Annotated in this window: 10 protein-coding genes; 1 reads left to right on the top strand and 9 read right to left on the bottom strand. The window is 72.0% G+C overall.

Annotated elements, in window-relative coordinates:
* On the top strand, positions 1-1,782 hold a 1,782-nt coding region (locus JHN45_RS26235), incomplete at its 5' end, for a MinD/ParA family protein (RefSeq protein ID WP_201050873.1).
* Between the two features lie 76 nt (positions 1,783-1,858).
* Here the strand turns inward: JHN45_RS26235 and JHN45_RS26230 are convergent.
* From JHN45_RS26230 to rimP, 9 genes are all read right to left on the bottom strand, one after another.
* The gene (locus tag JHN45_RS26230; RefSeq protein ID WP_200714800.1) at positions 1,859-2,809 is read right to left on the bottom strand and encodes a bifunctional riboflavin kinase/FAD synthetase; all 951 of its coding nucleotides are present in this window, start codon (positions 2,807-2,809) and stop codon (positions 1,859-1,861) included.
* 150 nt (positions 2,810-2,959) lie between these two features.
* Positions 2,960-6,331 (bottom strand): trypsin-like peptidase domain-containing protein, encoded by a 3,372-nt coding sequence (locus tag JHN45_RS26225; RefSeq protein WP_201050872.1) that lies wholly within the window; start codon positions 6,329-6,331, stop codon positions 2,960-2,962.
* 414 nt (positions 6,332-6,745) lie between these two features.
* Complete coding sequence (truB, locus tag JHN45_RS26220; RefSeq protein ID WP_201050871.1) at positions 6,746-7,651, bottom strand: tRNA pseudouridine(55) synthase TruB; 906 nt, start codon at positions 7,649-7,651, stop codon at positions 6,746-6,748.
* Positions 7,648-8,097, bottom strand: coding sequence for a 30S ribosome-binding factor RbfA (gene rbfA / locus JHN45_RS26215; RefSeq protein WP_200714797.1), 450 nt, complete (start codon positions 8,095-8,097; stop codon positions 7,648-7,650). Before rbfA ends, truB begins: the two co-directional genes overlap by 4 nt.
* 38 nt (positions 8,098-8,135) lie before the next feature.
* Positions 8,136-8,429, bottom strand: coding sequence for a DUF503 domain-containing protein (locus tag JHN45_RS26210; protein WP_018531172.1), 294 nt, complete (start codon positions 8,427-8,429; stop codon positions 8,136-8,138).
* A gap of 136 nt (positions 8,430-8,565) precedes the next feature.
* Entirely contained in the window at positions 8,566-11,754 is a 3,189-nt protein-coding gene (infB, locus tag JHN45_RS54425) for a translation initiation factor IF-2 (RefSeq protein WP_200714796.1), read from the bottom strand.
* A gap of 146 nt (positions 11,755-11,900) precedes the next feature.
* Entirely contained in the window at positions 11,901-12,179 is a 279-nt protein-coding gene (locus tag JHN45_RS26200) for a YlxR family protein (RefSeq protein WP_200714795.1), read from the bottom strand.
* A gap of 90 nt (positions 12,180-12,269) precedes the next feature.
* Complete coding sequence (gene nusA / locus JHN45_RS26195; protein WP_019074814.1) at positions 12,270-13,268, bottom strand: transcription termination factor NusA; 999 nt, start codon at positions 13,266-13,268, stop codon at positions 12,270-12,272.
* Positions 13,269-13,270: 2 nt separating this feature from the next.
* Positions 13,271-13,795 (bottom strand): ribosome maturation factor RimP, encoded by a 525-nt coding sequence (gene rimP / locus JHN45_RS26190; RefSeq protein ID WP_201050870.1) that lies wholly within the window; start codon positions 13,793-13,795, stop codon positions 13,271-13,273.
* Positions 13,796-13,991 lie beyond the last annotated feature (196 nt).

The following is a 13,991-nucleotide window of genomic DNA, read 5'->3' as shown; positions in this document are numbered from 1 at the left end:
GGTGGCTACGGCTTCCCCCAGGCCCAGCAGCCCCCGGCACCGCAGGACCAGCCGGGCACCTCACCGAACCAACAGGGCAGTTACGGCTTCCCGCCGCCCGCGCCGCAGGACCGGCAGGACGCCCCGCACGCCGGGCCCGCCCCCGTCCCTCAGGACCAGCAGGGCGGCTACGGCTTCCCGCCGCCGCCCGGTCAGCAGGGTGGCTACGGCTTCCCCCAGGCCCCCGCGCAGGAGGCGCCCCGCCCGGCCTTCGCCCCGGAGTCCTGGTCCGACGAGGCGCAGCCCCCGCACGCGCCCCACAACCCACAGCACAACCCGCAGCAGGCCGGCGACCCGCGTCAGCCCGGTCTGCCCCCGCAGTCACCCCAACCCCCGCAGGCGCAGCCACAACCGCTGCCGCCGCAGGCTGCTCACCCGCAGGCTCCCTCCGCGCCCCCGATCGACCCCCGCACCGGTGCGGCCTGGCCGCAGCCCATGCAGCACGACCACCGTCAGCCGGTCAACCCCGGTGCCGCGCCGCTGGGTTACACCGCCGCCGTGGAGCTGTCGTCGGACCGGCTGCTCAGCAACAAGAAGCAGAAGGCGAAGAGCGGCCGGCCGGGTGCCGGGTCCTCGCGGTTCAAGCTGGGCGGCAAGAAGGAAGAGGCCGAGCGGCAGCGGAAGTTGGAGCTGATCCGCACGCCCGTACTGTCCTGCTACCGGATCGCGGTCATCAGCCTCAAGGGCGGTGTGGGCAAGACCACGACCACCACCGCGCTCGGCTCCACGCTCGCCACGGAACGCCAGGACAAGATCCTCGCGATCGACGCCAACCCGGACGCCGGCACGCTCGGCCGCCGGGTGCGCCGCGAGACCGGCGCCACCATCCGCGACCTGGTCCAGGCGATCCCGTACCTCAACTCGTACATGGACATCCGCCGGTTCACGTCCCAGGCGCCCTCCGGTCTGGAGATCATCGCCAACGACGTCGACCCGGCCGTCTCGACCACGTTCAACGACGAGGACTACCGGCGCGCGATCGACGTGCTGGGCAAGCAGTACCCGATCATCCTCACCGACTCCGGTACGGGTCTCCTCTACAGCGCCATGCGCGGTGTCCTGGACCTCGCCGACCAGCTCATCATCATCTCGACGCCGTCCGTGGACGGTGCGAGCAGCGCGAGTACGACGCTGGACTGGCTGTCGGCGCACGGGTACGCGGACCTCGTCTCGCGCTCGCTCACCGTCATCTCGGGGGTGCGCGAGACCGGCAAGACGATCAAGGTGGAGGACATCGTCAGCCACTTCGAGACGCGCTGCCGGGGTGTCGTGGTCGTGCCGTTCGACGAGCACCTCGCCGCCGGTGCGGAGGTCGACCTCGACATGATGCGGCCGAAGGTCCGGGAGTCGTACTTCCACCTCGCGGCCCTGGTCGCCGAGGACTTCGTCCGCCACCAGCAGATGCACGGCCTGTGGACGAGCGACGGCAACCCCCCGCCGGTGCTGGCTCCGCCGATGCCGGGCCAGCAGGGCTACCCGGGAGGGCAGGGCTACCCCGGTCAGCAGGGTTATCCGGCGCAGCAGCAGCCGTACCCGGGCCGGCCCGCTCCGGGTCAGCAGCAGCCGTACCCCCCGCAGCAACCGCAACCGCAACCCCAACCGCAGCCGGGCCAGCAGCCGTACGGCCAGCAGTCCTACCCCCAGCACCCGGGACAGCAGGCGCAGCCCTACCCGCAGCACCCCGGCTATCCCCAGCCGCCGGAGGGCACCCCGCCTCCGCCGTCCGCACCCCCGCAGCAGTAACCCACCGCCGAACGCGAAGGGCGGCCGGTGCCCATCAGGCACCGGCCGCCCTTCGGCGTCGTAGAAAAGAGAGTGGTTACCCCGCGTCCGCCGAGATCAGCTCCCGGCAGCGCTTCACGTCCTGGGCGATCTGCTCCAGCAGGCCCTCCAGCGACTCGAACTTCGCCTGGCCGCGCACGAAGGCGAGGAAGTCGACGGCGACGTGCAGGCCGTAGAGGTCGAGGCCGACGCGGTCGATGGCGTACGCCTCCACCGTGCGCTCGGTGCCGTCGAACTGCGGGTTCGTGCCGACGGAGATCGCGGCCGGCATGGCCTCGCCCTCGACATGGAGGTAACCGGCGTAGACGCCGTCCGCCGGGATCGCCGTGTGGGGCAGGGTCTCGACGTTGGCCGTCGGGAAACCCATTTCGCGACCGCGCTGGGCGCCGCGCACCACGACACCCTCGACGCGGTGCGGGCGGCCGAGAATCTCGCGGGCGCCCTCGACGTCGCCCTCGGCGACCAGCCGCCTGGTCAGTGTGGAGGAGAAGGGCTCGCCACCGCCCGCCGCACCGCTCACGTAAAGATCCACCACCTCTACCTCGAAGTCGTATGTCCGGCCCTGCTCGATCAGGAAGGCCACATTGCCCGCGGCCTTGTGGCCGAAGCGGAAGTTGGGGCCTTCGACGACCGCTTTCGCGTGCAGCTTGTCCACCAGGACCTTGACCACGAAGTCGGCCGGGGACAGCTTGGAGAACTCTTTGGTGAACGGCAGGATCAGCGCCGCGTCGACACCCAGCTCGGCCATCAGTTCGGCACGGCGGTGGTGCGGGGCGAGCAGCGGGGGGTGGCTGCCGGGGCGCACGACCTCGCTGGGGTGCGGGTCGAAGGTGACGACGACGGAGGGAACGCCCAGCTCACGGGCGCGTTCCACGGCATGCCGGATGATCAGCTGGTGCCCGCGGTGGACCCCGTCATAAGAACCGATGGTGACGACGCTGCGCCCCCAGTCCTCGGGGATGTCCTCCAAGCCACGCCAGCGCTGCACTGTGACCGCTCCTCATCGAACCCGTGCCCGTATGTAGACCTGTGTCGTTGACCTCTTACGCAGGTCTAAGGGTGCCATGCCGGGGGCTTTCGGCCCGCATCGGCATGGAGGCTGTGACCGGGCGCACGTACGAAGGACGCGCCGCGCGGCCTATGCGGGAACCCCCACCCCGGCCAGGTTCTCGATCATGCGCCGAGTGCTGGGTCCGACCACCGCCGCCCAGTCCTCCGGGGTGTCCGCCAGCCAGCGGGCCATCAGCGCGGCGAAGCCCGGCACCTGGCGGCCGAGGTCGACGAGCCCGCGGTCGAAACGGGTCGCTCCGGCGGGGGTCCGGACGAGCAGCCGCCCGGTCCGGTGGACGAGGTCGCGGAGCCCGTCGTCGTCGCGCCGGGCCGCCGCGTGCAGCAGCGCGTCCAGGACCGCGGGGTCGTGCTCGTGCGCGAGCAGGAACTCCAGGAGTTCGCGGCGCAGCGGCCGGGAGTCGGGGGTGCCGGGCGCGGCGAGCACGGCGGCGAGGGCAGTCCGCACCGGTTCCGGGCCGCCGTCGAGGAGGCCGGTGACCAGGGGCAGGAGGTCGGCCCGCGCGGTGGGGCCGTGGTCGAGGCGCCGGTCGACGTAGACCCCGAGGTGGGCGGCCGTCTCCGGCCACCGTACGACGGTCTCGCGCACCAGGGCGGCGGCCCGGCGGGCGAGGGCGGGGGTCGTGACGTCGGCGAGTGTGCGGACCGCCTCGCCCGCGTCCGGTCCGTGCAGCCGGGCCCGGAAGGCTTCGAGGACGGGGTCGGAGTGGGTGGTGAGGGCGGCGGCCAGCGCGCTCGGCGGGAACTGCGGGTCGCCGGACGCGAAGTGCCGCAGCGCCTGCGGGAGATGGCGGGCGCGGGTGTGCGGATCGCGGACGAGAAGGGCGAGCGCGCCGCCGTGCAGGGAGCGGTCGGCGGGGCGGGCCAGCAGGAACTGGGCGGCGTAGCGCAGGAGTTCACGGTCGGCCTCGGTCCGTACGTGCGGTGCGGCCCGCAGCCCGTACGCCACCGCAGCCACCCGCCGCCCCGGCCGCTCGTCGTGCGCCCACCGGTCCACGGCCCGGCATACGGCCGACGGTTCCTCCTCGGCGAGTACGGCGAGGAGTTCGTCGGCCCGCCCGTGCGCACAGCCGACCAGCACCTCGGTCAGATCGTCCAGCGCCCGCCGCCGATGCGTGTGCAGCAGCGCCTGCGCGGCCGTCGCCACGGTCGCGTGCGGGGTCGCGGGCAACGGCCGCTCGTCGTCGAACCACCGGGTCAGCAGCGGCTGTACGACGGCGGGGCCGGCGGCGAGCAACTCGGCGGTGGCGTCCAGGAATCGGGGCCCGCCGCCGTCCTGCGGGGCACCGTCGGCGAGCACCAGCCGCCGCAGCAACTCGAACCGCTCGGCCTGCGGCAGCGCCAGCGAGGTCCAGAACTCCGGCGCGAACTCCGCGGGTACGTCGCCCTGTTGCTGCCGTCGCGCCACCAACTGGTCGGCGAGCAGCCGCAGTACACCGCCGTACGGCGTCGCGTCGGGCACCCGCGCCAGCACCTCGGCGAGCAGCCGCGCGGCCCACCAGGAGTGCGGGTCGGCGTCCAGAGCCTGCGCCAACTCCTTCAGCCGGAGCGCGAGTTGACCGGCACCGTGCTCGCGGGCGAGGAGCAGGAGTGCCTGGACGACGGGTCCGATGCGGTGGTGCGGGACGGGGAGGAGATGCGCGGCCCGCTGGGTGCGCGGGCGGTGCACGAGAGCGTGCAGCGCCTCGTCGAGGTCGAGGTGTGTGCCCTGGATCCAGTCGGCCAACTCCTCGTGGGCGAAGCGGTATCCACTGCCGGCCGGCACGAGGAGCCCCTCGGTGAGGACGGCGGACGCCCACCCCGTACCGCCGCCGAGCCGCGCCGGCGCCTGTCCCCACGGGAACACCGCCTCGAACGCCTCCCGGCCCAACTCCCCCTGCCCGGGCCCGAGACTGCGCCGCGCCGCTTCGTGCACCTGCCCGGACACCTTGGCGGCGAGCCGTCGTACGGCGGTGCCGCGCAGGCCGTTCTCTGCGGCGAGCCGGACGGCGATGCGGAGGCACATGAGGTCGAGGTAGGCCGAGAACACGTCGTCGCGGTGGAGCCGGGCTGTGCGGGCGGCAGGGGCGGCGGGCAGCGCGGCGAGCACCTCGGAGAGGAGGCGGAGGGTGAGGGGGTGACGGGCGTCGGGATCGGTGAGGACGTCCTCAGGGACGCCGTAGGCTGCGCGGGCTCGGCGGGCTTCGTCGTCCCGCAGGTCACCCAGGTGCACACAACTCTCCGAGGTGTCCCCTCCGTACAGCAACTCCCTTGGAAACCGCGCCCCTTCCCAGTACTCCACCCTGCACCCCACCACCAACCGCGCCCCGCTCTCCCGCAGCCACTCCCCCGTCCCCCGGGTCCACGCGTCCAGCCGGTGGGCCAGCACAGGCGGCATCTCCTCGGGGCCGTCGAGCAGGAGCAGCAAGGGCCTCCCCGCGTCGCCCGCGACCCGCGCCAGCCGCTCGGGGCCGACATCACCGAGGCCGCCGGGCAGGGCGACGGACGCGGCCAGGATGCGGGCGGCCCGCTCCACCGTCCGCCGTACCGCGTCCGCCACCGACGCGTCGCCGTCGCGCAGATCGGCACCGCGCAACCACAGCGTGGGCGCCGGTTCCGCACCGCCGCCGCGCCGCGCGGCGAACGCCGCGAGTTCCGTCGTACGACCGCTGCCCGGGGGTCCGACGAGGCCGAGGACGGCGGCCGGGCCCGAAGCGAATGCGGCGAACTCCCTTGCCACCGCGAGGCGTTCGACCGGCTGTGGCGCGTACGAGCCGTCGCGGTTGCGGCCGACGAAGCCCGCGAGGGTGCCGGGCGGGCCGTCCGAGCCCACCGAGGTGGCCGTCAGTTCCAACACGCCCGCCAGGTTGAGATCGGCGCCGTACGCGGGCACGGTCGCCGCGTTGCGGGCGAGGAGTTCGGCGAGGGGGCCGTCGGGTGCGCGCAGGGGTACGGCGAAGCCCGTGTCGCGTTGGCCGGACTGGAGTGCTGTGCCGAGGACGGCGACCACCGCTCCGGTCTCCGTGTCGAGGACCGGTCCCCCGGCCGCTCCGCCGCCCAGCCGCAGCGCGTCCCGGCCGGACGTGCCGATCGCCAACTCCAGGGCGTCGTCGAGGAGATGGAAACGGTCGGTGGCCGTGTAGGTGACGGAGGTCGCGCCCAGGACGCGGGCCTCGCGCCAGCCGCCCGCGGCGATCCGGACGTAGGTGCCGGTCTCGACCCGGTCCCGGACGGTGACGGGGAGCGGATCGACACCGAGTCCTTCGGTGCGGACGAGGGCCAGGTCGAGGTCGGGCAGCGGGGTCACCGCGTCGGCGGTCACCAGGCAGCTGCGGTCGCCGGCGGCGTGCAGGACGAGCCGGGGCAGTCCGTCGACGGCCTCGTGGCTGGTGATCACCGTGCCGTGGTGGTCGGCGACGAATCCGGTACCGCGTGGGCGTCCGGCCAGATCGCGAATCCGCACGAGGCGCTCCGCCTGGGCCGCGATGTGCCGTCGTTCATCTGCGGCGCCGTCGTGGCGGGTCGCGCAGTTCCCCGCGCCCCTTTGGGGCGCTGTCGCATCGCCCCCGGTGGATCGCCGCGGGCCCCGTCCCACCATGGTCGAACCTCCCCGCTGTACCCCTGCCCTGTGTTCGACGGTAGGCGGGTCGTGATCAGCGGGACAGATCGCGCGGTGAACGCGCCCCCTTCCGCTCCCTCGGTTCACTCCGAGCGCCTGCCCAGGTGGGTGAATAGACGAGGAGCGTTGGATACACCCTAGGGGTGGGGGAACCGAGGGGGGACCGTGGAGCGGCGGGAACGTGGACCCCGTGACCGCCGCTCCACGGGCGGGAGTCGGGCCCCCGGGAGATCTCCGAAGAGGTCCCCGGGGGTGTGCTCAGGCGAAGACGGCGAGGCTCTTGGCCTTGCCCTTCTGCTCCTCCACGAGCGCCAGGAAGCGGCCCTCGGGGTCGAAGACGCCGACCGCGCCGACGCCCGTGTACTCCTCGGGGATGTCCAGGCGGACTCCGTTGAGCAGCAGCTTGGCCCGCCGCTCGTCCACCGACCAGCGCGGGAACGCGGCCTCGGCCGCCTCGGCGATCGGCATCACGGTCAGCTCCTCCTGGAGCTGCTCCAGGGTCCTGGCCGAGTCCAGCTTGTACGGGCCGACGCGGGTGCGGCGGAGAGCGGTGAGGTGACCGCCTACGCCGAGGTCCGCGCCCAGGTCGCGGGCGAGCGCCCGGATGTAGGTACCGGACGAGCAGACCACCGAGACCACCAGGTCCAGGACGGGGGTGCCGTCCTCGGCGACGGCGTCCCGGACGTCGTAGACCGCGAAGGAGGAGATGGTGACCGGGCGGGCGGGGATCTCGAAGTCCTCGCCGTCGCGGGCCCGTTTGTAGGAGCGCACGCCGTTGATCTTGATGGCGCTGACCTTGGACGGGACCTGCATGATCTCGCCGCTGAGCTTGGCGATCCCGGCGTCGACGGCCTCCCGGGTGACCTTCGAGGCGTCGACCGACCCCGTGATCTCGCCCTCGGCGTCGTCGGTCAGGGTGTTCTGGCCCAGGCGGATCGTGCCCAGGTACTCCTTCTCCGTCAGCGCGAGATGGCCGAGGAGCTTTGTCGCCTTCTCGACACCGAGGACGAGCACGCCCGTCGCCATGGGGTCGAGGGTGCCTGCGTGCCCGACGCGGCGGGTGCGGGCGATGCCGCGCATCTTGGCGACCACGTCGTGCGAGGTGAAGCCCGACGGCTTGTCCACGATGACAAGGCCGTCGGGCGTCTGGGTCTTCTGCGTCATTCGGCGGCGTCGTCCTCGTCGTCCTCGCCCGGCTTCTTGTACGGGTCGGCGTCACCGGCGTAGGCGGCGCCCGCCGAGACCTCGCGCACCTTCTCGTCGGACTGCCGTGCCTTGTCGAGGAGGTCCTCGATGGTCTTGGCGGTGTCCGGGAGGGCGTCCGCGACGAAGGTGAGGGTCGGCGTGAACTTCACGCCGGCCGCGGCACCCACGGCGGAGCGGAGCACGCCCTTGGCGCTCTCCAGACCGGCGGCGGCCGCCGCGCGCTCCTCGTCGTCCCCGTACACGGTGTAGAAGACGGTCGCCTCCCTCAGGTCCCCGGTGACCCGGGTGTCCGTGATGGTGACGTGAGTGCCGAGCCGCGGGTCCTTGATCCCGCGCTGCAGCTTCTGGGCCACCACCTCTCGGATGAGGTCCGCCAGCCTCTTGGCACGCGCGTTGTCGGCCACTGGTCCGTCTCCTTAGTAACTACGTCTTGCCGCTTGCTTCAGTCTTCGTCGCTGTGGAGCCTGCGTCGAACCGAGAGCAGTTCCACCTCGGGCCGCCCGGCGACGAGTCGCTCGCAGCGGTCCAGTACGTCGGTGAGGTGTCCCGTGTCCCCGGAGACCACCGCGAGCCCGATCTCAGCCCTGCGGTGAAGGTCCTGGTTGCCCGTCTCGGCCGCGCTCACCGCGTACTTGCGCTGGAGTTCGGCCACGATCGGACGGACGAGAGAGCGTTTCTCCTTCAGCGAGTGGACGTCGCCGAGGAGCAGATCGAAGGACAGAGTCCCCACATACATGTGTGTCCGGATGTCCCGCCGGTTCGGGGTATGGGCGCCGGTCTCGGACGCCGATACAGGAACCGTACACGCAACGGCCGGGGCCGATCGACGGAATTCTCTCCCGCCGACCGGCCCCGATCGCGTGCTGTGACGATCAGCCGCGAGGCTTCTCGCGCATCTCGTACGTCGCGATGACGTCGTCGACCTTGATGTCGTTGAAGTTGCCGAGGTTGATACCGCCCTCGAACCCTTCGCGGATCTCGGTGACGTCGTCCTTGAAGCGACGCAGACCGGAGATGGTGAGGCTCTCCGCGATGACCTTGCCGTCGCGGACGAGGCGCGCCTTGGTGTTGCGCTTGACCTCTCCGGAGCGGACCAGGACACCGGCGATGTTGCCCAGCTTGGACGACTTGAAGACCTCGCGGATCTCCGCCGTACCGAGCTCGACCTCCTCGTACTCCGGCTTGAGCATGCCCTTCAGGGCCGCCTCGATCTCCTCGATGGCCTGGTAGATCACCGAGTAGTACCGGACGTCGACGCCCTCGCGCTCCGCCATCTGCGCCGCGCGGCCCGCAGCGCGGACGTTGAAGCCGATGACGATCGCGTCGGAGCCGGTCGCCAGGTCGATGTCCGACTCGGTGACCGCACCCACGCCGCGGTGCAGGACGCGGATGTCGACCTCGTCGCCGACGTCGAGCTGGAGCAGCGAGGACTCGAGAGCCTCCACCGAACCGGACGCGTCGCCCTTGATGATGAGGTTGAGTTCCTGCACCAGACCGGCCTTGAGGGCCTCGTCCAGGTTCTCCAGGGAGAACCGGACTCCGCGCCGGGCGAAGTTGGCGTTGCGCTCGCGCGCCGCCCGCTTCTCGGCGATCTGACGGGCCGTACGGTCCTCGTCGACGACGAGGAAGTTGTCGCCGGCGCCCGGGACGTTGGTGAGTCCGAGGACGAGGACCGGGGTCGAGGGACCCGCCTCTTCCACGTTGTCGCCCTTGTCGTCGAGCATCGCGCGGACACGGCCGTAGGCGTCGCCGACCACCATGGTGTCGCCGACCCGCAGGGTGCCGCGCTGGACCAGGACGGTCGCGACGGCGCCGCGGCCACGGTCCAGGTGGGACTCGATCGCGATGCCCTGCGCGTCCTGCTCCGGGTTGGCCCGCAGGTCGAGCGAGGCGTCCGCGGTGAGGACCACGGCCTCCAGCAGCTGGTCGATGTTCAGACCCTGCTTGGCGGAGATGTCGACGAACATGGTGTCGCCGCCGTACTCCTCGGCCACCAGACCGAACTCGGTGAGCTGACCGCGCACCTTGGTCGGGTCGGCGCCCTCGACGTCGATCTTGTTGACCGCGACCACGATCGGCACGTCGGCCGCCTTGGCGTGGTTCAGCGCCTCGATCGTCTGGGGCATCACACCGTCGTTGGCCGCCACCACGAGGATCGCGATGTCGGTCGACTTGGCACCACGGGCACGCATGGCGGTGAACGCCTCGTGACCCGGGGTGTCGATGAAGGTGATCTTGCGCTCTTCGTCGTTGACCTCGGTCGTGACCTGGTACGCGCCGATGTGCTGCGTGATACCGCCGGCCTCGCCCGCGACGACGTTCGTCTTGCGGATGGTGTCGAGGAGTCGGGTCTTACCGTGGTCGACGTGACCCATGACCGTCACGACCGGCGGACGCGCGACGAGGAACTCCTCGCCACCCTCGTCCTCGCCGAACTCGATGTCGAAGGACTCGAGCAGCTCGCGGTCCTCCTCCTCGGGGCTGACGATCTCGAGGACGAAGTTCATCTCGTCCGCGAGGAGCTTCAGCGTCTCGTCGGAGACGGACTGCGTGGCAGTGACCATCTCGCCGAGGTTCATCATCACGCCGACGAGCGACGCCGGGTTGGCGTTGATCTTCTCGGCGAAGTCGGTGAGCGAGGCACCGCGCGACAGACGGACGGACTGTCCGTTGCCACGAGGCAGCATCACACCGCCGACCGACGGGGCCTGCATGGCCTCGTACTCCTGGCGCCTCTGCCGCTTCGACTTGCGACCACGACGCGCGGGACCACCGGGACGACCGAAGGCGCCCTGTGTGCCACCACGGCCACCCGGACCACCGGGACGACCGCCGAAGCCGGGACGGCCACCGCCGCCACCCGCCGGAGCACCCGGACGGCCGGCGAAACCGCCGCCACCGCCACCGGGACCCGCGGGACGACCGGCGAAACCGCCACCGCCGCCACCCGGACGACCGGCGAAACCGCCGCCGCCACCGGGACGACCGCCGCCGCCACCGGGACCGCCGGGACGACCGCCGCCGGCACCGGGACCACGGCCACCGGGGCCGCCACCGGGACGGGGGCTGCCCGCAGCGGGACGCTGCGGCATCATGCCGGGGTTCGGACGGTTGCCACCGGGGCCACCGCCCGGACGCGGAGCGCCGCCCTGCGGGCGGGGCATGCCGCCCGGAGTCGGACGCGCGCCACCCGGAGCGCCGGGACGGGCACCGCCCGCAGCACCCTGGGGACGGGGACCGCCCTGACCGGCACCCTGCGGACGCGGAGCGCCGCCGGGAGCACCGGGACGGTCCTGGCCACCGGGACGCGGGGCACCGCCGGGACGGGGCGCCGAGGGGCGCGCCATGCCGGTGGAGCCGCCGGAGGTGAACGGGTTGTTGCCCGGACGGGGACCGGCCGGACGAGCACCGGGGCGTGCGCCGCCCTGGCCACCCGGACGCGGAGCGCCGGGACGGTCGCCACCACGCTCGGGGCGGTCACCACGACCCTGGCCGCCCTGGCCGGGACCGGCCGGACGGGCAGCGCCCGGACGGGGCGCCTGGCTCGCCGGACGCGGGGCGCCCGGACGGGGTGCGGAACCGGAGCCGCCGGTGGAGGCAGGAGCGGCGGGAGCCGCCGCGGGTGCCGCCGGAGGCGCGGTGAACTCGGGCGCGGTGGGCGCCGGCGAGACCGGGGCGGGCCGCGGCGCGGGCCGCGGGCCCGGACGGGGACCACCGGCGGAGGCCGGTGCGGCGGGCGCGGCCGGGGCTGCGGGAGCCGCGGCGGTGCTCTCGGCGACGACCGGCTTCGGGGCCGGCGGACGCGGGGCGACAGGACCCGGACGGGCACCCTGCGCCGGAGAGGGGGCTCCCGGACGGGCCGGGGCAGCCTTGCGTGCGGGGGCGGGCTTGCCGCCTCCGCTGCCCTGCTGGAGGGCGTCTGTCAGCTTGCGTACAACGGGCGCCTCGATCGTCGAGGACGCCGAACGGACAAATTCACCGAGTTCTTGGAGCTTGGCCATGACGACCTTGCTCTCCACCCCGAACTCCTTGGCGAGTTCGTATACCCGGACCTTAGCCACTTCGCTCCTTTTAGGTCCGGGTGCGTCCGGACCGTCGCTACTTCATGGGCGTACTCATCGCGTGCTCATCGAGTGCTCATCGCAATCTCGACCTACTTCCAACTCGCGGAATACCGGGCCGTACGGAGGTTCCGTACGACTCGCTCTTACGGTGTTGCCTGCTCGACGGAGAGACGCAACGCCTTTGTGTCGAGCGTCCCCTGGGCACGCAGCGCCCGTGGGAACGCCCGGCGGCGTACCGCCAGGTCGAGACAGACCAGGGCGGGGTGCAGATATGCGCCCCGGCCGGGCAGCGTACCGCGATGATCGGGGACGCATTCGCCCTCGACCGCCACGATGCGCAGCAGTTCCTTCTTGGCCGCTCGCTCCCGACACCCCACACAGGTGCGTTCAGGGCATGCGCGGGCTCGCGTCCGGCCAGACACGTCTAAGTCTACCTCCCCGCACCGACCTCACCCCTTCGGGGCAAGAATCGAACGGCTGTTGTCGTGATCTAAGCCACTGGCGGCCGAGAACTATTCCCCTGGCTGGTCGGACGGCTGTTCGGTGTCCGGACGGATGTCGATCCGCCAGCCGGTGAGGCGGGCCGCAAGCCGGGCATTCTGCCCTTCCTTGCCGATGGCGAGGGACAGCTGGTAGTCCGGCACCGTGACGCGCGCGGAGCGGGTCGCGAGGTCCACCACCTCGACCTTGGAGACCCGCGCCGGGGACAGCGCGTTGGCCACCATCTCGGCCGGGTCGTCCGACCAGTCGACGATGTCGATCTTCTCGCCGTGCAGCTCGCCCATCACCGCGCGCACCCGGCCGCCCATCGGGCCGATGCAGGCGCCCTTGGCGTTCAGACCGCTGCGGGTGGAGCGGACGGCGATCTTCGTACGGTGGCCGGCCTCGCGCGCGATGGCGGCGATCTCCACCGACCCGTCGGCGACCTCCGGCACCTCCATGGCGAACAGCGCCTTCACCAGGTTGGGGTGCGTACGGGACAGGGTCACGGACGGACCGCGCATGCCCTTCGCCACCCGGACGACGTACGACCGCAGCCGCAGCCCGTGCGGGTACTCCTCGCCCGGCACCTGCTCCTGCACCGGCAGGATGGCCTCCAGCTTGCCGATGTCGACGAGCACGTTCTTCGGGTCGCGGCCCTGCTGGACCACACCGGCGACGATGTCGCCCTCACGGCCGGCGAACTCGCCGAACGTCACCTCGTCCTCGGCGTCCCGCAGCCGCTGCAGGATGACCTGCTTGGCGGTGGTGGCGGCGATCCGGCCGAAGTCGGACGGGGTGTCGTCGAACTCGCGCGGCTCCTCGCCCTCCTCCAGGTCCTCGGGGTCCTCTTTCGCCCAGACCGTCACATGGCCGTTCTCACGGTCGAGCACCACGCGCGCGTGGCGGCGGCTTCCCTCGGTGCGGTGGTAGGCGATGAGGAGGGCCGACTCGATCGCTCCGACCAGCAGGTCGAAGGAGATCTCCTTCTCCCGTACCAGGCCCCGCAGGGCACTCATGTCGATGTCCACGGCTACGCCTCCTCTGCGTTCTCTTCGTTGTCTTCGTTGTCGTCGTTCTTGTTCTTACGGTTGAACTCGACCTGCACGCGGGCCTTGACGACATCCGCGAAGGCGAGCCGCTTGGCGGTGGGCTTGCGCCCCTTCACGCCGGGCACTTCCACAGCGATGCCGTCGTCGTCCACGTCGAGGATCCGGGCGACCAGCTCACCGCTCTCGGCCAGCTGGAACTTCACCAGCCGGTCGGTGGCGCGCACGTAGTGACGGTGCTCGGTGAGTTCACGCTCGGCACCGGGCGTCCCGACCTCAAGGGTGTATTCACCCGCGCCCATCGCGTCGGTCTCGTCGAGCTTCGCGGAGAGCGCGCGGCTCACATCCGCGATCTGGTCCAGATCAGCACCCGTGTCGGAATCGACGACCACGCGCAGCACCCGCTTACGTCCCACCGAGTCCACTTCGACCTCTTCGAGATCGAGTCCCTGGGAGCTGACGAGCGGTTCCAGCAGTACTCGCAGCCTCTCGCTCTGGGTCGTGCTCATCCGGGTGACTCCTCGGCCGCGTGTGCTGTTGTGGGTAGGGCGCGTGTCTGCTCAAAGGGTATCCGGTCCCAGAGCCTGTTGCCGCCCACCTGCTGGCCGACCGGTGCCGGTGACTGCCACCGGGCGGGTGCGCGGGTACCGTGATCACGGGCGCGCAGCCCTTCCCGTGTTTTCGTTCGTACGAGCCCCCCGAGGA

It is taken from the genome of Streptomyces sp. MBT53, from assembly GCF_016654115.1.
GTDB lineage: Bacteria > Actinomycetota > Actinomycetes > Streptomycetales > Streptomycetaceae > Streptomyces.
The sequence above is the reverse complement of the archived record's forward strand: the minus strand, read 5'-3'. Positions and strand labels throughout refer to the sequence as shown.

Coding starts and splice junctions, on each gene's coding strand:
- truB (WP_201050871.1), bottom strand. CDS start 7,651: ATGACGCAGAAGACCCAGACGCCCGACGGCCTTGTCATCGTGGACAAG.
- JHN45_RS26210 (WP_018531172.1), bottom strand. CDS start 8,429: ATGTATGTGGGGACTCTGTCCTTCGATCTGCTCCTCGGCGACGTCCAC.
- rimP (WP_201050870.1), bottom strand. CDS start 13,795: ATGAGCACGACCCAGAGCGAGAGGCTGCGAGTACTGCTGGAACCGCTC.